Annotated in this window: 21 protein-coding genes; 9 read left to right on the top strand and 12 right to left on the bottom strand. The window is 71.1% G+C overall.

What is annotated here, in order from left to right; genetic code table 11:
* Positions 1-81: 81 nt before the first annotated feature.
* Genes ACFY3J_RS01005 through ACFY3J_RS00995 form a run of 3 tightly spaced genes read right to left on the bottom strand, consistent with a single transcriptional unit; the run spans position 82 to position 2,862 of the window.
* Entirely contained in the window at positions 82-1,446 is a 1,365-nt protein-coding gene (locus ACFY3J_RS01005) for a GH1 family beta-glucosidase (RefSeq protein WP_384173345.1), read from the bottom strand.
* 46 nt (positions 1,447-1,492) lie between these two features.
* The gene (locus ACFY3J_RS01000) at positions 1,493-1,759 is read right to left on the bottom strand and encodes a protealysin inhibitor emfourin (RefSeq protein WP_384173348.1); all 267 of its coding nucleotides are present in this window, start codon (positions 1,757-1,759) and stop codon (positions 1,493-1,495) included.
* Positions 1,760-1,779: 20 nt separating this feature from the next.
* Positions 1,780-2,862, bottom strand: a complete 1,083-nt coding sequence (locus ACFY3J_RS00995; RefSeq protein ID WP_384173351.1) for a M4 family metallopeptidase — start codon at positions 2,860-2,862, stop codon at positions 1,780-1,782.
* A 394-nt stretch (positions 2,863-3,256) separates the two neighbouring features.
* Between ACFY3J_RS00995 and leuA the strand changes: the two genes are divergently transcribed.
* The 3 genes from leuA (at position 3,257) to ACFY3J_RS00980 (ending at position 6,401) form a co-directional block, all read left to right on the top strand.
* The gene (leuA, locus tag ACFY3J_RS00990; protein ID WP_384173354.1) at positions 3,257-4,978 is read left to right on the top strand and encodes a 2-isopropylmalate synthase; all 1,722 of its coding nucleotides are present in this window, start codon (positions 3,257-3,259) and stop codon (positions 4,976-4,978) included.
* Positions 4,979-5,173: 195 nt separating this feature from the next.
* Entirely contained in the window at positions 5,174-5,872 is a 699-nt protein-coding gene (locus tag ACFY3J_RS00985; RefSeq protein WP_384173357.1) for a TerB family tellurite resistance protein, read from the top strand.
* Between the two features lie 64 nt (positions 5,873-5,936).
* Positions 5,937-6,401 (top strand): protein phosphatase, encoded by a 465-nt coding sequence (locus ACFY3J_RS00980; protein WP_384173360.1) that lies wholly within the window; start codon positions 5,937-5,939, stop codon positions 6,399-6,401.
* Positions 6,402-6,713: 312 nt separating this feature from the next.
* On the opposite strand, the gene bla is transcribed toward ACFY3J_RS00980, so the two are convergent.
* Positions 6,714-7,787, bottom strand: coding sequence for a class A beta-lactamase (gene bla, locus ACFY3J_RS00975; RefSeq protein WP_390839713.1), 1,074 nt, complete (start codon positions 7,785-7,787; stop codon positions 6,714-6,716).
* Here bla and recO point away from each other — a divergent pair.
* Positions 7,786-8,532 (top strand): DNA repair protein RecO, encoded by a 747-nt coding sequence (gene recO / locus ACFY3J_RS00970; RefSeq protein WP_384173366.1) that lies wholly within the window; start codon positions 7,786-7,788, stop codon positions 8,530-8,532. The two genes, bla and recO, sit on opposite strands and share 2 nt — an antisense overlap.
* Positions 8,533-8,587: 55 nt before the next feature.
* Positions 8,588-9,421 carry an isoprenyl transferase gene (locus ACFY3J_RS00965; protein ID WP_384173369.1) on the top strand — a complete coding sequence of 278 codons (834 nt, stop codon included), beginning with the start codon at positions 8,588-8,590 and terminating at the stop codon, positions 9,419-9,421.
* A 138-nt stretch (positions 9,422-9,559) separates the two neighbouring features.
* Here the strand turns inward: ACFY3J_RS00965 and ACFY3J_RS00960 are convergent, their stop codons facing one another.
* From ACFY3J_RS00960 to ACFY3J_RS00945, 4 genes are read right to left on the bottom strand one after another with little or no spacing between them, the layout of a single operon-like run.
* Positions 9,560-9,979 (bottom strand): Fur family transcriptional regulator, encoded by a 420-nt coding sequence (locus tag ACFY3J_RS00960; protein ID WP_384173372.1) that lies wholly within the window; start codon positions 9,977-9,979, stop codon positions 9,560-9,562.
* A gap of 58 nt (positions 9,980-10,037) precedes the next feature.
* Positions 10,038-10,940 carry a metal ABC transporter permease gene (locus ACFY3J_RS00955; RefSeq protein WP_225075066.1) on the bottom strand — a complete coding sequence of 301 codons (903 nt, stop codon included), beginning with the start codon at positions 10,938-10,940 and terminating at the stop codon, positions 10,038-10,040.
* Positions 10,940-11,722, bottom strand: coding sequence for a metal ABC transporter ATP-binding protein (locus ACFY3J_RS00950; RefSeq protein ID WP_390839710.1), 783 nt, complete (start codon positions 11,720-11,722; stop codon positions 10,940-10,942). The genes ACFY3J_RS00955 and ACFY3J_RS00950 overlap by 1 nt, the downstream gene beginning before the upstream one ends.
* A gap of 17 nt (positions 11,723-11,739) precedes the next feature.
* Positions 11,740-12,702, bottom strand: a complete 963-nt coding sequence (locus ACFY3J_RS00945) for a metal ABC transporter substrate-binding protein (protein ID WP_384173378.1) — start codon at positions 12,700-12,702, stop codon at positions 11,740-11,742.
* Positions 12,703-12,875: 173 nt separating this feature from the next.
* Between ACFY3J_RS00945 and ACFY3J_RS00940 the strand changes: the two genes are divergently transcribed.
* Positions 12,876-14,258: a glycine--tRNA ligase gene (locus ACFY3J_RS00940; protein ID WP_384173381.1), complete on the top strand. Its 1,383-nt coding sequence runs from the start codon at positions 12,876-12,878 to the stop codon at positions 14,256-14,258.
* 77 nt (positions 14,259-14,335) lie between these two features.
* Here ACFY3J_RS00940 and ACFY3J_RS00935 read toward each other — a convergent pair whose 3' ends face one another.
* Entirely contained in the window at positions 14,336-15,388 is a 1,053-nt protein-coding gene (locus ACFY3J_RS00935; protein ID WP_390839708.1) for a chitinase, read from the bottom strand.
* A gap of 219 nt (positions 15,389-15,607) precedes the next feature.
* Here ACFY3J_RS00935 and ACFY3J_RS00930 point away from each other — a divergent pair, with 219 nt between their 5' ends.
* Positions 15,608-16,624 (top strand): aldo/keto reductase, encoded by a 1,017-nt coding sequence (locus ACFY3J_RS00930; protein WP_384173387.1) that lies wholly within the window; start codon positions 15,608-15,610, stop codon positions 16,622-16,624.
* Between the two features lie 26 nt (positions 16,625-16,650).
* The gene (locus ACFY3J_RS00925; protein WP_384173390.1) at positions 16,651-17,241 is read left to right on the top strand and encodes a TetR family transcriptional regulator; all 591 of its coding nucleotides are present in this window, start codon (positions 16,651-16,653) and stop codon (positions 17,239-17,241) included.
* 17 nt (positions 17,242-17,258) lie between these two features.
* Here ACFY3J_RS00925 and ACFY3J_RS00920 read toward each other — a convergent pair whose 3' ends face one another.
* Together ACFY3J_RS00920 and ACFY3J_RS00915 are read right to left on the bottom strand one after the other, a co-directional pair.
* Positions 17,259-17,681 carry a hypothetical protein gene (locus ACFY3J_RS00920; protein ID WP_384173393.1) on the bottom strand — a complete coding sequence of 141 codons (423 nt, stop codon included), beginning with the start codon at positions 17,679-17,681 and terminating at the stop codon, positions 17,259-17,261.
* A 274-nt stretch (positions 17,682-17,955) separates the two neighbouring features.
* A complete protein-coding gene (locus ACFY3J_RS00915; RefSeq protein WP_384173395.1) occupies positions 17,956-19,446 on the bottom strand; it encodes an MFS transporter in 1,491 nt (496 codons plus the stop codon).
* 81 nt (positions 19,447-19,527) lie between these two features.
* On the opposite strand from ACFY3J_RS00915, the gene dusB reads away from it, so the two are divergent.
* On the top strand, positions 19,528-20,670 hold the full coding sequence (dusB, locus tag ACFY3J_RS00910; RefSeq protein WP_390839705.1) for a tRNA dihydrouridine synthase DusB: 1,143 nt from the start codon (positions 19,528-19,530) through the stop codon (positions 20,668-20,670).
* A 49-nt stretch (positions 20,671-20,719) separates the two neighbouring features.
* Here dusB and ACFY3J_RS00905 read toward each other — a convergent pair whose 3' ends face one another.
* The gene (locus ACFY3J_RS00905) at positions 20,720-22,414 is read right to left on the bottom strand and encodes a CDP-alcohol phosphatidyltransferase (RefSeq protein WP_384174087.1); all 1,695 of its coding nucleotides are present in this window, start codon (positions 22,412-22,414) and stop codon (positions 20,720-20,722) included.
* Positions 22,415-23,617 lie beyond the last annotated feature (1,203 nt).

Raw genomic sequence — 23,617 nt, 5'->3', positions numbered from 1 at the left:
CGGCCTCGCGCTTCCAGGGTACGACGGGGGAGTGACAACGCCGTAGGGCTTTTCGGCGGCCTCGGCGACCCCGGAGCGGGATCAGTCCGGCACGGGGGACGCGTCGGCCGCCGTCCCGGCCCCCCGCTGGGCCCGCAGCCGATCCCGGAACCAGCGGTAGGACGCCTTCGGGGTGCGCTCCAGGGTCTCGTAGTCGACGTGCACCAGGCCGAACCGGCGGGCGAGGCCTTCCGCCCACTCCCAGTTGTCCAGCAGCGACCACACGAAGTAGCCGCGCACGTCCACGCCCGCCTCCAGGGCCCGGTGCAGGGCGCGGATGTGGCCGTCCAGGTAGGCGATGCGGTCCTGGTCGTCGAGGCCCTCGTAGGAGCACCCGTTCTCGGTGATGACGATGGGCGGGAGCCGGTCGCCGTAGCGGTCGCGCAGGCCGGTCAGCAGCTCGGTCAGCCCCTCCGGGACCACGGGCCAGCCGAAGTCCGTGACCGGGTGGCCCTCGATCTCCCGTACCGAGAAGGGCAGTTCGGCGGGCAGGGTGAGACCGCCGAACTCGATCTCCTCGCCGCTCGGAGCGCCCACCCGCGTCGGGGCGTAGTAGTTGACGCCGTACCAGTCCAGGGGCTCCGCGATGACCTCCAGATCCGAGTCGACGTCCGCGGGGGCGCCCGGCATCAGCTCGCCCAGCCCCTCGGGGTACCGGCCGAGCAGCAGCGGGTCGGCGAACAGGCGGTGCAGCAGCAGGTCGTAGAAGCCGGCCGCCTCGACGTCCGCCTGCTCCCCGGACGCCGGCCGGACGGGACTGTGCGAGTTGGCGATGCCGATGTCCGCGGCCCCGGCCGCGCGCAGCGCGCGGACCGCCAGGCCGTGGGCGAGCAGTTGGTGATGGGCGGCCGGGAGCGCGTCGAACAGCAGCCGCTTCCCCGGTGCGTGCACGCCGAGGGCATGGCCGAGCAGGGTGTGCTCGGCGGGCTCGTTGAGCGTGATCCACTTCGTCACGCGGTCGCCCAGGCGCTCGGCGACCACCGACACATGGTCGGCGAACCGCGCGGCCGTGTCCCGCTCCAGCCAGTCCAGCCGGGCCGGCAGGTCCCAGTGGAAGAGGGTCGGGACCGGGCGGACGCCCGCCGCGCACAGCTCGTCGACCAGGCGGTCGTAGAAGTCCAGGCCGCCGGGGGCGTCCACCCGGGGCCAGGAGACGGAGAAGCGGTACGCGTCCACGCCGAGGCCGGCCAGCAGCGCCACGTCCTCGCGGTGGCGGTGGTAGTGGTCGCAGGCCACCGCCGCCGTCGAGCCGTCCTTGACCCGTCCCGGCTCGGCCGAGAACGTGTCCCACACGGACGGCTCGCGCCGGTCGGCCGCCCCCTCGATCTGGTGGGCCGAGGTCGACACGCCCCACAGGAAGGCGGCCGGGAACCGGGGTATCGGGTTCGTCGCCATGGGCGGGATCATCCTTACCGTAGGTAACGGAAGTCAACGCCCGGACGGCAAAAGAACCTCACGCCCCCTCCTTGAGCACGCGGGAGATGAGCTCGCGCTGCTCCCCGGTCAGCCGGGGATCGGCCGCGTACACCGTCCGGCCGTCCACGGTGATCTCGTAGCTGAAGCCGTCGGGCACCCCGGCCGGCGGCGCGGCCCGGCCGGCGGCCAGCGCCCGCTCGGCCAGGTCCCGCCACTGCGGGGCGTCGGGCCGCCCCGAGACGTCCACCTCGGCGCGGCGCTCGATGCCCGCGAACCCTCCTGTGCGCCTCACTCGAATCCGCATGGTCCGTGTCTAGTACGGAACTACAGCGTCCGCACCCCCACCTGTTCCCAGGCCTTCCGCACGGCCTCGAGTTCGCCGCCGTCGGTGCCGTACCGCTCCCGCGCGGCCCGCACGGTGAGCGTGGCGAAGTCCGTGAACTGCGCGTCCTCGTGCAGCTCGCCGCCGGTCAGCACGTCGTACCAGAGCCGCCCCGCCTTCTCCCAGGCGTGGCCGCCGAGCGCGGTGGCGACCAGGTGGAAGGCGTGGTTGGGAATGCCGGAGTTGATGTGCACGCCGCCGTTGTCGCTGCCCGTGTGGACGTAGTGGTCCATCGTGGCCGGCTGCGGGTCCTTGCCGAGCACGTCGTCGTCGTACGCCGTGCCGGGTGCCTTCATGGAGCGCAGCGCGGTGCCGCTGACGCCCGGGGCCAGCAGCCCGGCGCCGATCAGCCAGTCGGCCTCGGTGGCGGTCTGGCCGAGCGTGTACTGCTTGATCAGCGAGCCGAAGACGTCGGAGAGCGACTCGTTGAGCGCGCCGGACTGCCCGAAGTAGGCCAGGTTGGCGGTGTGCTGGGTGACGCCGTGGGTCAGCTCGTGGCCGATGACGTCGACCGGGATGGTGAAGTCCAGGAAGATCTCGCCGTCGCCGTCGCCGAACACCATCTGCTCGCCGTTCCAGAAGGCGTTGTTGTACTTCTCGTCGTAGTGCACGGTCGCGTCCAGCGGCAGGCCGCTGCCGTCGATCGATTCGCGCCGGTAGGCCGTGCGGTACAGCTCGAAGGTGGCGCCGAGGCCGGCGTAGGCGCGGTTGACCGTGGCGTCCCCGCCGGGCTCCTCGCCCTCGCCGCGCACCTTCCTCCCGGGCAGGTCGGTGCCGTGCCGGGCGTCGTAGACGGTGCGGTGCGGCTGCCCGTCCCGCTTGCCCGCGGGCGCCGCGACGGCGGCTGCGCCGATGACGGTGGTCAGCCGCCGCCGGGTGCGTTCGAAGGCGTCGCGCTCCAGGGTCCGGCGGGCGGGTCCGGAGAGCGCGGGGTCGTCGTTGCGGGCGAGGCGGTCCAGGACGTGCGGCGGCACGATGGTGCAGAAGACGGGCTCGAAGCCCCCGTTGGTCGTCGTGGTCGTCATACCGGGCACACTCGCACTGTGTGGTCGCGCTGTCACCACCCGCAACCATGATTGGTGAAATATCGGGGCAAGGGGTCCGTGCTTCCGTCACGGAGTGATAGGTGTCCGTGACGGAGTGGCAGGTGGCCGGGGATGGTCGGGAGGCGGCGCCGGTGACATCGCGCACTTTTTGCCCTGTTTGCCCCTTCGGTTTCGCATACTGGGACGGGCCCGCGCATCCGGCGCGGCTCGGCTAGGCTGCGCTGCATCATGCGTTTCGGGCTGCTTCTCCTTAGCTGCCGCGGCGAGGGCCTGTAGTCGAGGCCGACCCCCTCCCCGCGGAGTTCGGCGTTGCGCCGTCGGCCGTTCACCGGCACCCGCGGACCCGCGGAATTTTCGAGGAGCCCACGCAGACATGGTCAACCGCCAGCAGCCCAGTTCCATGCCGATCCACAAGTACGGCCGCTACGAGCAGGTCGACATCCCCGACCGCACCTGGCCCGGCCGCCGGATCACCGTCGCCCCCCGCTGGCTCTCCACCGACCTGCGCGACGGCAACCAGGCCCTGATCGACCCGATGTCGCCCGAGCGCAAGCGCCGGATGTTCGACCAGCTGGTCAAGATGGGCTACAAGGAGATCGAGGTCGGCTTCCCGGCCTCGGGCCAGACCGACTTCGACTTCGTGCGCTCGATCATCGAGGAAGAGGGCGCGATCCCCGAGGACGTCACGATCTCCGTACTGACCCAGGCCCGTGAGGACCTGATCGAGCGGACCGTGGAGTCCCTGAAGGGCGCCCGGCGCGCCACCGTCCACCTCTACAACGCCACCGCCCCGGTCTTCCGCCGGGTCGTCTTCCGCGGCTCCAGGGACGACATCAAGCAGATCGCCGTCGACGGCACCCGCCTGGTGATGGAGTACGCCGAGAAACTGCTGGGCCCGGAAACGGCGTTCGGCTACCAGTACAGCCCCGAGATCTTCACCGACACCGAGCTGGACTTCGCCCTGGAGGTCTGCGAGGCGGTGATGGACGTGTACCAGCCGGGCCCGGGCCGCGAGATCATCCTCAACCTGCCCGCCACGGTGGAGCGTTCGACGCCGTCGACGCACGCGGACCGCTTCGAGTGGATGCACCGCAACCTGTCCCGCCGCGAGTACGTCTGCCTGTCCGTCCACCCGCACAACGACCGCGGTACGGCCGTCGCCGCCGCCGAGCTGGCGCTGATGGCCGGCGCCGACCGCGTCGAGGGCTGCCTGTTCGGGCAGGGCGAGCGCACCGGCAACGTCGACCTGGTCACCCTGGGCATGAACCTGTTCTCGCAGGGCGTCGACCCGCAGATCGACTTCTCCGACATCGACGAGATCCGCCGTACGTGGGAGTACTGCAACCAGATGGAGGTCCACCCGCGCCACCCGTACGTGGGCGACCTGGTCTACACGTCCTTCTCCGGCTCCCACCAGGACGCCATCAAGAAGGGCTTCGACGCCATGGAGGCCGACGCGAGGGCCAAGGGCGTCACGGTCGACGACATCGAGTGGGCGGTGCCCTACCTGCCCATCGACCCCAAGGACGTCGGTCGCTCCTACGAGGCCGTCATCCGTGTCAACTCGCAGTCCGGCAAGGGCGGTGTCGCCTACGTCCTGAAGAACGACCACAAGCTGGACCTGCCGCGCCGGATGCAGATCGAGTTCTCGAAGATCATCCAGGCGAAGACGGACGCCGAGGGCGGCGAGGTCACGCCGAAGGAGATCTGGGCGGCCTTCCAGGACGAGTACCTGCCGATCCCGGAGAACCCCTGGGGCCGCATCCAGGTCAGGACCGGCCAGTCGACGACGGACACCGACGGGGTCGACACGCTCACCGTCGAGGCCACCGTCGACGGCGAGGACACCGTTCTCACCGGCTCCGGCAACGGTCCGATCTCGGCCTTCTTCGACGCCCTGCACTCCATCGGCGTCGACGTACGCCTGCTGGACTACCAGGAGCACACGATGAGCGAGGGCGCCTCCGCCCAGGCCGCCTCGTACATCGAGTGCGCGATCGACGACAAGGTCCTGTGGGGGATCGGCATCGATGCGAACACGACACGTGCGTCGCTGAAGGCGGTCGTCTCGGCCGTCAACCGCGCGGCGCGCTGACCGCTCTGACCGGCGCCTTCGGGGCCCCGGCCGCCTGCTGAGGCGGTCGGGGCCCCGTCGTGCGCCCGACGAGTATCGGCCAGTCCCCGCCGCAGGTCACGGAAAGGTCTCCTCCGGGGTGCTGACGACACCTCGACAATGTGGCTAACATCACGCCAGTGCGGCGATGTTGCCGTGCCGTTACGGAGGTGGGACGTGCTGCCAGTACGGGGACGAAACGGCCGTGTCACCAGGCTTGCCCGACTGCTGGGCACCCGTACCGCGTGGACGCCGGTCGGCGACGGCGAGTTCTTCTGCCCCGGCTGCGGCGGGGACCGCAACTACCAGCGGCTGAGCGGGCGTCGGCGCTTCACCGTCCTCGGCGTACCGCTGCTGCCGCGCGGCACGGCCGGGCCGGTCGTCGAGTGCGCCGCCTGCGGCGGCCACTTCGGCACGGACGCCCTGGACCATCCGACGACCACCCGCTTCTCCGCGATGCTCCGCGACGCCGTGCACACGGTCGCCCTGGCGGTGCTGTCCGCGGGCGGCACCGGCTCCCGTACGGCCCTGGAGACCGCCGCGGCCACCGTCCGCGCGGCCGGCCTGGCCGACTGCACCGAGGAGCAGCTGGCCGCCCTGGTCGAGGCACTGGCCGCGGACACCGGGCGCGCCTACGACGACCAGCCGTGCGGCGCGGGCCTGGCCATAGAGCTGCACGAGGCCCTCGACCCGCTCGCCCCGCACCTGGCCCCCGCGGGCCGGGAGTCGATCCTTCTCCAGGCCGCCCGCATCGCCCTGGCCGACGGCCCCTACACCCCCGCCGAACACGACACCCTCAGCACCGTCGGCGCGGCCCTGACCATCTGCACGGACGAGGTGACCCGGCTACTGACGGCGGCGCGCACACCGTCGTAAGGCGGCCCTCGCCGGGTACAGTCGCCGCGCCGCAGGAGACAGGCCGGAAGGGGGACGCGGCGCCATGAACGAGGAGCACACCACGGGACACGAGGAGCCGTGGGACGAGCGGGCCCCGGGCGTCCTGCGACTGCCGTCCGGACGGCTGGTACGAGGCAGAGGGCTCCGCCACGCCCTCGACCCGTCGGCGCGGCCCCCGTCGTACGGCGTCTACCTCCTCGGCGAACAGCCGCCCGCGACCCCCTGGGCGTCCCGCTGGCTGCGCTGGCCCGACTTCCGCCTCCCGGCGGACCGTGAGGCGGCCCGCTCGGTGTTCGCCGACGCCTGGGCCCGCGCCGCCACCGAACGCGTCGAACTGGCCTGCGCCGGCGGCCGCGGTCGCACCGGAACGGCCCTGGCCTGCCTGGCGGTCCTCGACGGCGTACCGGCGAACGAGGCCGTCGCCTACGTCAGAACCCACTACGACCGGCACGCGGTGGAGACACCCTGGCAGAAGCGGTACGTACGGCACTTCACGCCGCCGCTGTGACCGTCGCTGTGGCTGCTCCTGCGCCGGCGGGCGTTCCCGGGGAATCGCGCCCCTGACCCAGCGGCTCACGCGACGGCGTACGCCAACGCCCTCGGCGAGGTGCCCTGAGCACCGTGCCTATCCCACTACGACCGGCACGCGGTGGAGACACCCTGGCAGAAGCGGTACGTACGGCACTTCACGCCGCCGCTGTGACCGTCGCTGTGGCTGCTCCTGCGCCGGCGGGCGTTCCCGGGGAATCGCGCCCCCGACCCAGCGGCTCACGCGACGGCGTACGCCAACGCCCGCGGCGAGGTGCCGTGAGCACCGTGCCTATCCCAGTGCCTCCGCCACCGCGGCGGCGGTCCGGGCCACGAGGGCGTCGTCGTACGGGGCGTCCCGGGCCGCTTTGGTCGACAGCACGGCCAGGACCACGGGGGAACCGGACCCGGTCCACGCGACGCCCACGTCGTTGGTGGTGCCGTGGGCACCGGAGCCCGTCTTGTCCCCGACCGTCCAGGTCGGCGGCAGGCCCGCGCGGAAGCGGTTCGTGCTGGTGGTGTTGTTCAGCAGCCAGTGCGTCAGCAGCCGGCGGTCGTGACGGTTCAGCGCGTCCCCGAGGACGAGACGGGCGTAGGTGCGGCCGCTCGCGCGCGGGCTCGTGGTGTCCGTGAGCCGCCAGGGCTCGGCGGTGTTGAGGTCCGGCTCCCAGCGGTCCAGGCGGGTCACCGGGTCGCCGAGCGTACGGGCGAAGCGGGTGATGGCGGTAGGTCCGCCGAGCTCGCGCAGGAGCAGGTTGCCGGCGGTGTTGTCGCTGAAGCGGATGGCGACGTCGGCGAGTTCGGCGATGGTCATGCCCGTGGCCAGGTGCGCACGGGTCTGGTCGGAGCCATCCGGCACCAGGTCGGCCTCGGTGTAGCGGACGCGGCGCGAGAGGACCTCGCCGTGGTGGTCCAGGTCCCGCAGGACCGCTGCCGCCGCCAGGGTCTTGAACACCGAGCACATCGGGAAGCGTTCGTCGGCGCGGTACCGGACGGTCCGGCCGGTGGCGGGGTCGTGCGCGAACACGCCCAGCCGGGTGCCGTGCCCCTGCTCCAGGGCGCGCAGGCGCGCGGTGGTGCCGTCGTCCGGCAGGGCGTGCGCGGGCGTGGCCGTGGTGGCCGCCGTCGCCGCGGCGAGAGCGGCGGCGGCGGTCAGTAAGGCACGTCGGGTCGGGGCGGACTTCCTCGGGGCTCGGATGACGCTCTCCTCCGGTCGGTGCGGACGGAACGATCGGTCGGTGCGGACAGGACGATCTCCACAGTGACCGACGCCGCCGCGGACATCGCGGTTGCGCCGCGCCGGGAGCCGCACCGGGGCGCGGGCGCGGCCACGCCCGCATCCGCCGTGAGCGACAATGGACCCCATGAGTCTGTTCCGCGACGACGGCATCGTGCTGCGCACCCAGAAGCTGGGTGAGGCGGACCGGATCATCACGTTGCTCACTCGCGGGCACGGGCGGGTGCGGGCCGTGGCGCGGGGGGTACGGCGGACGAAGTCGAAGTTCGGGGCCCGGCTCGAGCCGTTCTCGCACGTGGACGTGCAGTTCTTCGCCCGGGGCAGTGAGCTGGTGGGGCGGGGGCTGCCGCTGTGCACGCAGAGCGAGACCATCGCCCCCTACGGCGGCGGGATCGTGACCGACTACGCCCGCTACACCGCCGGGACGGCCATGCTGGAGACCGCCGAGCGGTTCACCGACCACGAGGGCGAGCCGGCCGTCCAGCAGTACCTGCTGCTGGTGGGCGCCCTGCGCACCCTCGCCCGGGGCGAGCACGCCCCGCACCTCGTGCTCGACGCCTTCCTGTTGCGGTCGCTGGCCGTCAACGGCTACGCGCCCAGCTTCGGCGACTGCGCCAGGTGCGGGATGCCCGGTCCGAACCGCTTCTTCTCGGTGGCCTCCGGCGGCTCGGTCTGCGCCGACTGCCGGGTGCCCGGCAGCGTCGTACCCTCGCCGCAGACGCTCGCGCTGCTCGCCGCGCTGCTCACGGGGGACTGGGAGACCGCGGACGCGTGCGAGCCGCGGTACGTCAGGGAGGGCGGCGGGCTGGTCTCCGCCTACCTGCACTGGCACCTGGAGCGCGGGCTGCGCTCACTTCGGTACGTGGAAAAGTAGTACGCCCACCAAGCAGTACGTCAGTACGCCCGAAAACAAGGGAGACGAGAAGCACATGGCCGTACGCGGGATCCTGGGGCGCCGGCGCCCGGAGTACAGGGCACCCGAGCCGCATCCGTCCGGTGCCCGCGCGCCGAAGCTCCCCGGAGAGCTGGTCCCCGAGCATGTGGCGATCGTCATGGACGGGAACGGGCGCTGGGCCAAGGAGCGCGGGCTGCCCCGCACCGAGGGGCACAAGGTCGGTGCCGAGCGGGTGCTGGACGTGTTGCAGGGCGCGATCGAGATCGGTGTCGGCAACATCTCCCTGTACGCCTTCTCCACCGAGAACTGGAAGCGCTCGCCCGACGAGGTGCGCTTCCTGATGAACTTCAACCGCGACTTCATCCGCAAGACCCGCGACCAGCTCGACGAACTCGGCATCCGGGTGCGCTGGGTGGGCCGTATGCCCAAGCTGTGGAAGTCGGTCGCCAAGGAGCTCCAGGTCGCCCAGGAGCAGACCAAGGACAACGACCGGCTCACGCTGTACTTCTGCATGAACTACGGCGGCCGGGCCGAACTCGCGGACGCGGCCAAGGCGCTCGCGGAGGACGTCAGGGCGGGCCGGCTCGACCCGGCCAAGGTCACCGAGAAGACCATACAGAAGTACCTGTACTACCCGGACATGCCGGACGTCGACCTGTTCCTGCGCCCGAGCGGTGAGCAGCGCACGTCCAACTACCTGCTCTGGCAGAGCGCGTACGCGGAGATGGTCTTCCAGGACGTCCTGTGGCCCGACTTCGACCGCCGCGACCTGTGGCGGGCCTGCATCGAGTTCGCCTCCCGCGACCGCCGCTTCGGCGGCGCGATCCCGAACGAGGAACTCCTCGCCATGAAGGGCGACGACGAGTAAATCAGCCCGCTTGGGGGTGCCCCCTGCTCGTAGAGCTTGGGGGAGATTGAGGACGTGGCCGTTCAGGCCGAAAAGCGGGGGTCTGGGGGCGGCAGCCCCCAGGGCCGGCCACCCCAGACCACCCGCACAGGATCTGGCTCAGCCGCCGGAGGCCGCCGCGCAGTCCGCGCAGGTGCCGAAGATCTCCACCGTGTGGGCGACGTTGACGTAGCCGTGCTCCGCGGCGACCGCCTCCGCCCACTTCTCCACCATCGGCCCTTCCACCTCGACCGCCTTGCCGCAGACGCGGCAGACGAGGTGGTGGTGGTGTTCGCCGGTGGAGCAGCGGCGGTAGACCGACTCGCCGTCGGAGGTGCGCAGGACGTCGACCTCGCCCGCGTCGGCGAGGGACTGAAGGGTGCGGTAGACCGTCGTCAGGCCCACCGAGTCGCCCCTGTGCTTGAGCATGTCGTGGAGCTCCTGCGCGCTGCGGAACTCGTCGACCTCGTCGAGGGCCGCCGCGACAGCGGCGCGCTGCCGGGTGGCGCGGCCCTTCACGGGCGGTCCAGCGGTGGTCACCGGTCGGCCTCCTCACGTCTCGCCTGCGGGCCATTGTGCCAGCCCGGGCCGTGCGCGGTCAGGCGCCGGCCCCGTCGCCGGCGGCCCGGGTGGCCGGAATCGCGCACTCCGCGGGGTCCCCGGCGGGCCGCGCGGCGGCGAGCGCCCGCGCGCGTCGCCGGGCCAGCGGCGTGGCCAGTGCGGTGAGCGCGATGAACGCGGCGATGGTGAGCAGCACGATCGTCGCGCCGGGCGGCACGTCCTGGTAGTAGGACGTGACCGTGCCGCCGATCGTCACGCTCACCCCGATGGCGACGGCGATGGCGAAGGTCGCGGCGAAGCTGCGGCTGAGCTGCTGGGCCGCGGCCACCGGGACCACCATCAGCGCGCTGACCAGCAGCAGCCCGACCACGCGCATCGCGACCGTCACCGTCACCGCCGCCGTGACCGCCGTCAGCAGGTTCAGGGCGCGCACCGGCAGCCCGGTCACCCGGGCGAACTCCTCGTCCTGGCTGACCGCGAACAGCTGGCGACGCAGGCCCAGGGTGACCAGTACGACGAAGGCGGCCAGCAGGCAGATCGCGGTGACGTCGGACTGCGAGACCGTGGAGAGCGAGCCGAACAGGTACGACGTCAGGTTCGCGTTGGAGCCGCCGGGGGCGAGGTTGATGAACATGACGCCGCCCGCCATGCCGCCGTAGAAGAGCATCGCGAGGGCGATGTCGCCGCGGGTGCGGCCGTACCAGCGGATCAGCTCCATGAGGACCGCGCCCAGGACGGAGACCGCCGTCGCCATCCACACCGGGGAGGTGGACAGCAGGAAGCCCAGGCCGACGCCGGTCATGGCGACGTGGCCGATGCCGTCGCCCATCAGGGCCTGGCGGCGCTGGACGAGGTAGATGCCGACGGCGGGGGCGGTGATGCCGACCAGGACGGCGGCGAGCAGGGCCCGCTGCATGAAGGCGTAGTTCAACAGGTCCATCAGCTCAGCAGTCCCGTGCGGATCGGATCGGCGCCCGAGGCGTCGTGCGGGTGTACGTGGTCGTGGCCGGGCAGGGCGTGCTGGCCCACGGCCTTCGGGGGCGGCCCGTCGTGCAGGACGCAGCCGTCGCGCAGCACCACCGCCCGGTCGATCAGGGGCTCCAGGGGGCCCAGCTCGTGCAGCACGAGCAGCACCGTCGTACCGGCCGCCACCTGCTCCCTGAGCGTGCTCGCCAGCACCTCCTGGCTGGCCAGGTCGACGCCGGCCATCGGCTCGTCCATGATCAGCAGCTCGGGCGCGGCGGCGAGGGCGCGGGCGATCAGCACGCGCTGGTGCTGACCGCCGGACAGGGCGTCCACCGAGTCCTTCGCGCGGTCCGCCATGCCGACCAGTTCCAGGGCGTGCCGTACGGCCGCGTGGTCGGCCTTGCGGAAGATCCCGAAGCGGGTACGGGAGAGCCGGCCCGAGGAGACGATCTCGGTGACGGTCGCCGGGACGCCGCCAGCGGCGGTCGTGCGCTGCGGTACGTAGCCGACGCGGGCCCAGTCGCGGAAGCGGCGGTGCGGGGTGCCGAACAGTTCGATCTCACCGGCGCTCACCGGCACCTGGCCGATGACGCTGCGCACGGCCGTCGACTTGCCGGAGCCGTTGGCGCCGAGCAGCGCGACGACCTCGCCCCGGCGCACGGTGAGGTCGATGCCACGCAGGACGGGGCGTGAGCCCAGGTCGGCACGCACCCCGCGCAGGGATACGACGGGCTCGGGCTCGCTCCTGACGTCCATGACGCCCTCCGTAAGGGTCATTTGGCGCCCAGGGCCGTCTGCAGCGCCTTGAGGTTGGCGTCCATGACCTGGAAGTAGTCGGTGCCCCGGGACTTGTCGGTGATGCCCTCGATCGGGTCGAGGACGTCCGTCTTCAGGTTCGCGTCCTCGGCGACGGTCTTCGCGGTCTTGTCGCTGACCAGCGTCTCGTAGAAGACCGTCGTGACCCCGTCGGCCTTGGCCATCTTCTCCAGGTCCCTCACCCGGGCGGCGCTGGGCTCGGAGTCCGGGTCGAGGCCGTTGATGGCCTCCTCGGTCAGGCCGTAGCGCTCGGCGAGGTAGCCGAAGGCGGCGTGGGTGGTGATGAACACCTTGCTCCTGGTGTTCTTCAGCCCGGTCTCGTACCGGGTGTTGAGCGCGTCGAGCTTCTTGACCAGGGCCTCGGTGTTCTTGCGGTAGTCGGCCGCGTGGTCCGGGTCGCCCTTCTCGAAGGCCTTGCCGACGCCCTCGGCGATCTGCGCGTAGCGCACCGGGTCGAGCCAGACGTGCGGGTCCAGGCCGCCGGACTCCTCGCCCGGGTGGCTGTCGTGGGCGGCGGCGTGGCCGCCCACCTCGTTGCCGTGCTCCTCCAGCGTGGTCAGGGAGGTCGCGTCGATCTTCGTCTTGATCGAGGACTGGGCGACGGCCTTGTCCACGGAGGGCTGGAGGTTCTTGAGGTAGAGCACCACGTCGGACCTCTCGAGCCGCGCGGTCTGCTGGGCGCTGATCTCCAGGTCGTGCGGCTCCTGGCCGGGCTGGGTGAGACTGGTGACGTGCACGTGGCTCCCGCCGATCTGCTCGGCGAGGAAGGCCATCGGGTAGAACGACGCGACGACGTCGTACGTGCCGCTGCTGCCTCCTGTGGCCGCGTCGGAGGAGGAACAGGCGGAGAGGGCTCCGAGACCGAGGGCGGTGGCCGCCAGGGTGGCGGAACCGGCTATGAGGCGTCGTCGTACGTTCATGACAGTCATTTTCAACGAAGATGGAAACCGTTGTCAACAAGCCTGGCGACAAGCCCGAAAAGGGCCCTTACCCGGCACCGATTTGGTCGAGGGGGAGCCACCGCCGGTACCCTGAAGCATTCGCTCGTGAAGCGTCTCGCTTCGTCGCCCGTCGTCGTAATGAAGAGAGCACCGTGGCCGCCGACAAGATCGACACCATCGTCAGCCTGAGCAAGCGCCGTGGCTTCGTATTCCCCTGCAGTGAGATCTACGGCGGCCAGCGTGCCGCCTGGGACTACGGGCCTCTGGGTGTCGAACTCAAGGAGAACCTCAAGCGCCAGTGGTGGCGCTACATGGTGACGTCCCGCGAGGACGTGGTCGGCATCGACTCGTCCGTGATCCTGGCGCCCGAGGTCTGGGTCGCCTCCGGTCACGTCGCCACCTTCACGGACCCGCTGACGGAGTGCACCTCCTGCCACAAGCGGTTCCGCGCCGACCACCTGGAAGAGGCCTACGAGGAGAAGAAGGGCCGCGCCCCGGAGAACGGCCTCGCGGACATCAACTGCCCCAACTGCGGCAACAAGGGCCAGTTCACCGAGCCGAAGCAGTTCTCGGGCCTGCTCTCCACCCACCTCGGCCCCACCCAGGACTCCGGCTCCGTCGCCTACCTGCGTCCGGAGACCGCCCAGGGCATCTTCACCAACTTCGCCCAGGTGCAGACCACCTCGCGCCGCAAGCCTCCGTTCGGCATCGCCCAGATGGGCAAGTCGTTCCGCAACGAGATCACGCCGGGCAACTTCATCTTCCGCACCCGCGAGTTCGAGCAGATGGAGATGGAGTTCTTCGTCAAGCCGGGCGAGGACGAGAAGTGGCAGGAGTACTGGATGGAGCAGCGCTGGAACTGGTACACCAGCCTGGGTCTCCGTGAGGAGAACATGCGCTGGTACGAGCACCCGAAGGAGAAGCTCTCCCACTACTCCAAGCGCACCGCCGACATCGAGTACCGCTTCCAGTTCGGCGGCAGCGAGTGGGGCGAGCTGGAGGGTGTCGCCAACCGCACCGACTACGACCTCTCCTCCCACGCCAAGGCCTCCGGCCAGGACCTCTCCTACTTCGACCAGGAGGCCGGCGAGCGCTGGACGCCGTACGTCATCGAGCCGGCGGCCGGTGTCGGCCGGGCGATGCTCGCCTTCCTGCTCGACGCCTACGTCGAGGACGAGGCGCCCAACGCCAAGGGCAAGATGGAGAAGCGCACGGTGCTGCGCCTGGACCACCGCCTGGCCCCGGTGAAGGTCGCGGTGCTGCCCCTGTCGCGCAACCCGGAGCTGTCGCCCAAGGCCAAGGGCCTGGCCCAGGCCCTGCGCCAGAACTGGAACATCGAGTTCGACGACGCCGGCGCCATCGGCCGCCGTTACCGCCGCCAGGACGAGATCGGCACGCCGTACTGCGTCACGGTCGACTTCGACACCCTCGAGGACAACGCGGTCACCGTCCGCGAGCGCGACACCATGAAGCAGGAGCGCGTCTCCCTCGACCAGATCGAGGGCTACCTGGCCGGCCGCCTCGTCGGCTGCTGACCCGGTAACCCGGCAGTCCCTCAGCGCCGGACGGCCGCCGAGACCTCATTCGGCGGCCGTCCGGCGTTCGCCGTTGCTCAACGGCCTTGCAGGGCCTTCACGTTGTCGCCGAAGGTCCAGTTCTTCGACCCGTCCCAGTTGATCGACCAGGTCATCAGTCCCTTCAGGCTCGTGCCGTAGTGGCGCCAGGCCTCGGAGACCAGCGCGGGCGCCATGTGGCCGCCGCCCGCGCCGGGCTGGGCGGGCAGGCCCGGGACCTGCTTGTCGTAGGGGACCTTGATCGTCGTGCCCTGGATCACCAGGCCCTTGGCGAGGCAGTTGGTCTGGGCGGTGAAGCCGGCCACGGTGCCGGCCTGGTAGGAGTCGCCGGAGCAGCCGTACATGCTGCCGTTGTAGTACTGCATGTTCAGCCACCACAGGCGGCCGTTGTCGGCGTACTTCTTGATGATCGGCAGGTACGCGCCCCAGATCGAGCCGTAGGCGACGCTGCCGCCGGTGACGTAGGCGGTCTCCGGGGCCATCGTCAGGCCGAAGTTCGACGGCATCTGCGCGAGGACGCCGTCGATGATCCGGATCAGGTTGGCCTGGGACGCGGACAGTTGACCGATGTTCCCGCTGCCGGTCAGGCCCGTCTCGATGTCGATGTCGATGCCGTCGAAGTTGTACTTCTTCAGGATCGGGACGATCGTCGCGACGAACCGGTCCGCCACGGCCGTCGAGTTGAGGTCGATACCGGCCGTCGCGCCGCCGATGGACAGCAGGATCGTCTGGCCGGACGCCTTGGCCGCGCACATCTCCGCGGGCGTCGCCACCTTCACGCCCGCGTCCATGCCGTTCTCCCACAGGGCCGTTCCGTCGGAGCGGATGACCGGGAAGGCCGCGTTGATCACGTTGTAGCCGTGCGCGGCGATGCGCGAGTCGGTGATCGGTGTCCACCCGAAGGGCGGATGGACGCCGTTGGCGGAGCCGTCCCAGTTCTCCCAGTAACCCTGGAGCACCTTGCCGGCGGGCCTGGACTTGACGGCGCACGTGTCGGCGGCGGAGGCGGTGGGGGCCAGGGCGATGGAGAGCTGGGTGAGACAGGCGGCCGCCAGGGCGGCGGCGAGCAGACGCAGTCTGCGGCGGATCATGCGGAGCCTCCCGGTGGGGGTGCGGTGAGGTGTCGTAGGCATGACAGTGCTCGTGGTCCAGACCTCTCGTCAATAGGTCTGGACCAAATCGCCGATCGCCGGGGGTCATTGGCGTGACAAATGACAGCTGACAGATATTGAAATCTGTCAGCCGTCATGTCAGGCTGTTTCGGGGTACCCGTCCCACCCGCACTCCGAGCCCCGAAGGAGCCCTCCCTCATGGACACCCGCCACCTCGGAACCACCGGCCCCCAGGTCTCCGCCCTCGGCCTCGGCTGCATGGGCATGTCCGCGCTGTACGGCGAGGCGGACCGGACCGAGTCCATCGCCACCGTGCACGCCGCTCTCGAAGCGGGCGTGACCCTGCTCGACACCGGCGACTTCTACGCCATGGGCCACAACGAGATGCTGGTCGGCGAGGCGCTGCGCACCGCCCCCGCGGCCCGCCGCGAACAGGCCCTGCTCAGCGTGAAGTTCGGCGCCCTGCGCGATCCGGACGGCAACTGGGCCGGCTACGACGGCCGTCCGGCCGCCGTGAAGAACTTCGCCGCCTACTCCCTCCAGCGCCTCGGCGTCGACCACATCGACGTCTACCGGATCGCCCGGGTCGACCCGGACGTGCCGATCGAGGAGACGGTCGGCGCCATCGCGGAACTCGTCGAGAAGGGACACGTCCGGCACATCGGCCTCAGCGAGGTCGGCGCCGACACGATCCGCCGGGCCGCCGCCACCGCGCCGATCTCGGACGTCCAGATCGAATACTCGCTCGTCTCCCGTGGCGTCGAGGACCGGATCCTGCCCACCACCCGCGAACTCGGCATCGCCATCACGGCGTACGGGGTGCTCTCACGCGGTCTGATCTCCGGGCACTTCGCCCGTGACCGGAAGCTCGCCGCGAACGACTTCCGGGCCCATTCGCCCCGCTTCCGGGGCGAGAACCTCCAGCACAACCTGGACCTCGTCGAGGCCCTGCGCAAGGTCGCCGAGGGCAAGGGCGTCACGGTCGCGCAGATCGCCATCGCCTGGGTGCTCTCCCGGGGCCCGCGGCACGACACGGTCGTCGTGCCGCTGATCGGCGCCCGCACCCGGGAGCGGCTGGCGGAGACGCTGGGCGCCACGGCCGTCACGCTGGAGGAGGCCGACCTGGCGGCCATCGAGGAGGCCGTCCCGGCGGACGCGGCCGCGGGCGCGCGCTACCCCGAGGCGCAGATGGCCCACCTGGACAGCGAGAGCTGACCCGGCCGCCGGGTACGGTCTAGGGCATGCCACCCACCACCGAGACCCTGACCGCCGAGCGCATCCTCGAGGCGACCGAGGAGGTGCTGCGCCGCCACGGGCCGGCCAAGGCCACCGTGGTGGACGTGGCCCGCGCGCTCGGTGTCAGTCACGGCAGCGTCTACCGGCACTTCCGTACCAAGGCGGCGCTGCGCGAGGCGGTGACCAAGCGGTGGCTGGACCGCACGTCCGACGCCCTCGCCGGCATCGCCGCCGAGCACCGTGACCCGGAGGCGCGGCTGCGCGACTGGCTGCGCGGGCTGTTCGAGGCCAAGCGCCGCAAGGCGGGCGACGACCCCGAGCTGTTCGCCACGTACTCGGTACTCACCGGGGAGAACGGCGTGGCGGTCGGCGAGCACATCGCCGACCTGACCGGCCAGCTGACCCGGATCGTCCAGGACGGCGTCGCGGCCGGTGCCTTCACGGCCGCCGACCCGGCCGTCGCGGCCCGGGCCCTGTTTCATGCCACCGGCCGCTTCCACGACCCGGGGCATGCCCGGGAGTGGAAGCGGCCGGTGATCGAGGAGGAGTTCGAGGCGGTGCTCGAACTGGTGCTGGGCGGGCTACGAGCCCGTTAGCACCGTCATCTCCCGGGTCAGGTCACGTTCACGGTGACCGTCTTGGAGTGCGTGTCGCCGTGCACCACTCGCAGCTCCTGCTTGCCCTTGACCGCGAGCTTCGTCGACACCGTGAAGGTGTCGCCCTTCTTGACCGCGGTGGTCTCGCGCAGCGTGGTCCACTTGCCGTTGTTCAGGTGCTGGATGGTCAGCTTCGTGCCGGCCGCCAGGTGCGCGGTGCGCCCGGTGAGTGTCACGCTCTGCCCGGACCTGATCGAGGAGTGACTGGCCCTGACCGTGATCGACGCGGCCGCCTTGGTCGGCATGGCCTTGTGCGTGCGGGTGGGCATCGGGCTCGGACTGGTCGCGGCGAAGGCTCCGGCAGAACCGGCCGACACCAGCGCGGCGGACAGGGCGCCCGCGGCGACTCCACGGGCACAGCGGCGCAGTGTGAGATGCATGGTGGTCTCCCGTTGGTGGTTCCCCCCTGTGTCACGCGTGCCCCGCAGGGGGGCTCATCGCGCTCATCCAGATTTGCCTCTGATCGCCCGCGCGGCGACTCGGGAGGAGTAACGCGGGGCTGTGAGCGAGCGGCGCTTTGATGAGAATCCGCAGCTCAGCGGCCATGATCGGGCTTACTTCTTTCTTACCAAGCTCTCCGGCGGCGCCCCGCTCCGAATCCACTCTCACGCCTCGTAAACATCCGTGTGCGATAGGTGAGCAATTCCCGGGGCCTTATTTCGGTGCGACCGCCGGCCTCTCCTTCGCGCGTCCTGGGAGCTCGGGCGCCGACGCCCCCGCCTGCCGCACCTCGTGCTCATGGAGCCGTTCGGCCGTGCGCTCGGCGGTCCGCCTGGCCCACCGGCCGCTGGTGACCGCGCCCAGTGCCAGCACCGCGGCGCCGCACACCACCAGCACCCACCATCCGGGCCGGGCCGCCGGGACGAACGCGTCCCGGTAGGACGAGGAGCCGATGCCCGCGGCCAGCAGCGCGCCGACCACCGCGACCCCGAGGGTCTGCCCGAGCTGGCGGCTGGTGGAGGCGACCGCGGCGGCGACCCCGGCCTGGGCGCGCGGCATCCCGGAGACGGCCGTGTTGGTGATCGGCGCGTTGACGAAGCCGAAGCCGATGCCGAAGAGGACGTATCCGATGACGAGCGTGACGTCGGAGGTCTCGGCCTCGAACGCGGCGAACAGCACCGAACTCACCGTCATGGCCGTTCCGGCGATCAGCAGGGGCAGTCGCGGCCCCCGGGTGCCGACCAGCCGTCCGGACAGCGGCGCGCACAGGAAGGTCAGTGCCGCCATCGGCAGCATCCACAGACCGGCGTGCAGGGCGTCGAGACCGCGCACGTTCTGCAGGTACAGCGTGGACAGGAACAGGAAGCCGCCGAGTGCCGCGAACGCGCTGATCGCGACGACGGTCGCCCCACTGAACGGTGCCGAGCGGAAGAAGCGCAGGTCGATGAGGGGTTCGGTGCGGCGCGGCTCGTACCAGAGCAGGCCGAGCAGGGCCGCGAGCGCGACGACGGCGAAGGGCAGGATCGTGGAGAGGCCGGAGACCGGAGCCTCGATGATCGCGTACGTCAGGGCGCCGAACAGGGCGATGACCAGGATCTGGCCCACCGGGTCGGGCCGACGGGCCTTCGGGGCACGGGACTCGGGGACGAAGCGCGCGGTGAGCACCAGCGCGGCCAGGGCCACCGGCAGGTTGATCCAGAAGATCGAGCGCCAGCCGACCGACTCCACCAGCAGACCGCCGACGAGCGGGCCGGCGGCCATGGATATGCCGACCACCGCGCCCCAGGCCCCGATGGCGCGGGCGCGCTCGCGCGGGTCGGTGAAGGTGTTGGTGATGATCGACATGGCGACCGGGTTGAGCATCGAGCCGCCGACCGCCTGCACCATGCGGAACACGACCAGCAGTTCCAGGTCCGGGGCGAGGGAGCACAGCAGGGAGCCGATGCCGAAGACGACCAGACCCGCCATGAACACGCGTTTGCGGCCGATCCGGTCGGCGGTGGAACCGGCGAGCATCAGCAGCGAGGCGAGCACCAGCGTGTACGCGTCGATCGTCCACTGAAGGCCGGAGGTGCTCGCGTGCAGCTCGCGTTGCATCGAGGGCAGAGCGACGTTCAGAACGGTGTTGTCGAGGCTCACGATCAGCAGGCTCATGCAGCAGATCGCGAGAACCAGGAGCCGTCGTCGGTGGCTGAGCTCGGGCATGCGTTCCATGGTAGGGGATTTCAATAGTGCGGTTAACTAATGACTGTTACATGATCTGTGCCGATACGCGACAATGAGGGAATGCCCAAGCCCGAATCCCCCCTCCAGATCGGCCCGCACACCGTCCGGCCGCCCGTGGTGCTGGCCCCCATGGCCGGTATCACCAACGCGCCCTTCCGCACCCTGTGCCGGGAGTTCAGCCAGGGCAAGGGCCTGTACGTCAGCGAGATGATCACGACCCGGGCACTGGTCGAGCGCAACGACAAGACCATGCAGCTCATCCGGTTCGACGCGAGCGAGCGCCCACGCTCCATCCAGCTGTACGGCGTGGACCCGGCCACGGTCGGCAAGGCCGTCCGCATGATCGCGGAGGAGGACCTCGCCGACCACATCGACCTCAACTTCGGCTGCCCGGTGCCCAAGGTGACCCGCAAGGGCGGCGGCTCGGCCCTCCCCTACAAGCGCAACCTGCTGCGGGCGATCCTGCGCGAGGCGGTCAGCGGGGCCGGCGACCTGCCGGTCACGATGAAGATGCGCAAGGGCATCGACGACGACCACCTCACCTACCTCGACGCCGGAAGGATCGCGGTGGAGGAGGGCGTGACGGCGATCGCGCTGCACGGCCGCACGGCCGCCCAGCACTACGGCGGCACGGCGGACTGGGACGCCATCGCGCGTCTCAAGGAGCACGTGCCCGAGATCCCGGTGCTCGGCAACGGCGACATCTGGTCGGCCGAGGACGCGCTGCGAATGGTGCGGGAGACCGGCTGCGACGGTGTGGTCGTGGGCCGCGGCTGCCTGGGCCGGCCGTGGCTGTTCGCCGACCTGATGGCGGCGTTCGAGGGGCGGGTCCAGGACCTGGCCCGCCCGTCCCTGCGCGAGGTCGCGCACGTGATGGTCCGGCACGCCACGCTGCTCGGCGAGTGGATCGGCGACGAGTCGCGCGGTGTCGTCGACTTCCGCAAGCACGTCGCCTGGTACCTGAAGGGCTTCGCGGTCGGCTCCGAGATGCGCAGGCGGCTGGCGGTCACCTCCTCGCTGGAGGAGCTGCGCGCCGGCCTGGACGAACTGGACCTCGACCAGCCCTGGCCCGTCGGCGCCGACGGGCCCCGCGGCCGCACCTCCGGCAACAACCGGGTGGTACTGCCGGACGGCTGGCTGAAGGACCCCTACGACTGCACGGGCGTCGGCGAGGACGCCGAACTGGACACCTCCGGCGGCTGAGGCGGTCTCGGCAGCCGCGACCGCCCGCGCCGACGCGCCCTGCCCGTCGTCAGCCCTTCGACGGGTGCGGGGTGGAGCCGTACGCCGTCAGGAAGCGGTCGCGGAAGGCGCTCATCTTCCACACCGGCGCGTCGTGGTCGGGGCGCAGACCCTCGGTCCAGCCCCAGTCGTCGATCTTGTCCAGGACCTCGGGGTCCTTGGCGAGGATCGCGCAGGGCACGTCACGGCTGGCGTGGTCGCCGCTGACCCGGGCGTTGGGCTGGTGGTCGCCGAGGACCACGAGCACGGTGTCGTCCTTGCCGTAGCGCTCCATCCACTGGGTCAGGGCGGTCACCGAGTACTCGATCGACTTGCCGTACCCCTCGCGGGAGCGGGTGGAACTGGTGAGGATGTCCGCCGGCCTGGTGCCTGCCGCCTCGATGTCCTTGAAGACCGAGCCGTCACCGAGCTGGTCCCAGGCGACCATCTCCGGCACCGGCGCCCAGGGCTGGTGGCTGGAGGTCAGGATGACGAACGAGGTCAGCGGCTTGTCGCGCTTCCTGCCGTGCTCCAGACGCTGGAAGGCCTCCAGCGCGTACTGGTCGGGCATGGTCGACCAGCTGAACTTCGGCCCCTCGTAACCCATCCCGAAGGCGTTGTAGACCTTGTCCAGGCCATACCACTTCGCCTCCGGCCAGCCCTTCTGCACGCCCGGCATGACGCCGACCGTGTCCCAGGCCCCGGTCTTCTTGAACGCATCGGTCAGCGTGAGGTGGTCGCCGGAGGTCACCGTGCGGTAGCGGTTCTGGTTGTCGACCCACAGGCCCGACATGAACGTGGAGTGGCCGAGCCAGCTGCCGCCGCCGTACGTCGCCGACGTCAGCCAGCCGCTCCTGGCGTGGAAGCCCGCCTCGGCCAGGGCCCGCGTACTGGCGTCGAGGGTCTTGTTGACGCCCGGCGCCGTGATCGGGTCCTCGATCGCTGTGCGGCCGTAGCTCTCGATGAACGTGAAGATCATGTCCTTCCCACGCAGGTCCGGCACCAGCTCGCTGCCGGGGGTGTCGCGGAACGGGTCGGCCTCCGCCGTCCTCGCGAACTCCCGCTCGTCCCGGATCGTGGAGCGCAGCGCCTCCTCGTGGTACTTGACCATGACGACCGTGTGCTCGGAGGCCACCGGGACGCCGGAGACCTGGACGTCCAGAGCCGAGCACGTCATCCACACCACGCTGGCGAGCAGCAGTCCGCGCGTCGAGCGGGCCTTGTCGCGGCCCAGGAAGTCGCCGACGCGCACGACCGCGAGGGCCGTCACGGCGAGCACCGCCAGTACGAGGAGGACGACCCCGACGGCGGCGAGCAGGGCCGTCGTTCCGCCGAGGGTGTCCGCGAGGTACGACTGGGCGTCGTCCAGCAGCTCCCAGTCGAGGACCACGTTGAAGCTGCGGCCCAGGTACTGGTTGAACTCGATGTCCGTCAGGTTCAGCACGGTCAGCACGCCGAGCGCCAGCCCGCCGAGCACCGCCACGGCCACCCGCGGCCGGCGCGGCAGCACCAGCAGCACGGCCGCCAGGAGCAGCCCCTCCACCGGCAGCCGCGTGAACGCCGTCACCTGGAACTGCGCCTCCTTGTTCGGCAGCAGAAGCGCGACGGCGACGAGCAGGAACGCGAGAAGGGTGCCCCCGTGGGACACCCTTCGCGCGGCCACGGGATGCGCCCCCTTCCAGCCACGCCAGACTCCGCGAACGGACCGGGGCCGTATCGCCCGCAGGACGCGGAGGAGGAGGGGGAGGGGGAGGGGGCGGGACGGAGAGGCGAGGGCCCCTGCCGGGGTCGCGCCGGATGCGGAGGCCTCGGCGGGTTCGGCGGCGTCGGTCGGCTCGGTGGGTTCGGTCGGCTCGGTGGGTTCGGTTGGTTCGGTGGCCTGGGCGGATTCGGCGGGTTCGGTGGGCTGGGCGGGTTCGGTGAGTTCGGTGGGCTGGGCGGATTCGGCGGATTCGGCGGGTTCGGTGGGCTGGGTGGGTTCGGTGGGTTCGGCGCGCTGGGCAAGTCCGGCGGCCAGGGCGGGTTCGGGGGCCTTGGTGGGCTTGGCGGTCCGGGCGGATTCGCGGGCCTGCGCAGACGTGGCGGCCGGGGCGGGTTCGCCGGTCCCGGATGCAGCTGGGGATTCGTCGTCCCCAGGAATACCGGTGCCGACGGAGGTGCCCTCGGCCGTCGCCGCCACCGCCTGCGGGGCGCCGTCCACCGGAGGAGTGGTCGAGGCGGGCCTGTCCCCGGCGCGGGACGTGGTTTTCGCTGCCTCCGGCCTGCGCGCGGCGGGGACGGGGATGGACCCGGCGGTCCGGGTCGGTGCGGCTGCGGGCGCCTCGGACCCCGGTTCGACGTGCGCGTCCGCCCCCGATTCAGGGCCGGCCCCCGATTCAGCGCCCGTCTCCGCGCCCGCGCTCGACTCAGTGCCCGCGTCCGCCTGCGCGCCGGCCTCCGCGCCCGCCCCCGGCTCCGCCGGGTGCAGAGCGGCGGCCTCGGTCCCGCCCCCGTGCGACGCCGGTTCCCCGGCCGCGTCCGATGGTGCACCCGATGACTGGCGTGTATCCGTGTGCTGAGGCACCCGAAGGTCCTTCCGTGCGCGGCGTCGCTGAGGAGGTGGGCCACGCTCGGGCCCGCCGCACTCCCGTACGGCCGGGCCCTCACCCGTGTTCACCGGTGCCGCGCAAACACCCGGCAAACGGAGCCCCGACCGAGGGGCCGGGGAGTCGTCCGCATGGTGAAATCCGAGCGCCTGTGGCAGCGTGATTCTCGCCACCCTTGATAAGGGTTGCGCTCAGATGAGCGGATCTTGAGCGGCTGCACTTCTCCAAGGTGTGGCACTCAGTGCCACACCTTGATCGTTCATCGATCGAAAACAGACGTGCCGAGAGTCGCTCATCTGGGCGGCTAGGCGGGTCTACGAGCGTTGATTCGTTCAAGAAGTGAA

Source organism: Streptomyces sp. NPDC001231, from assembly GCF_042896885.1.
Lineage (GTDB): Bacteria > Actinomycetota > Actinomycetes > Streptomycetales > Streptomycetaceae > Streptomyces.
Note: the sequence above shows the minus strand (reverse complement) of the source record. Positions and strands in the feature narration are given on the sequence as shown.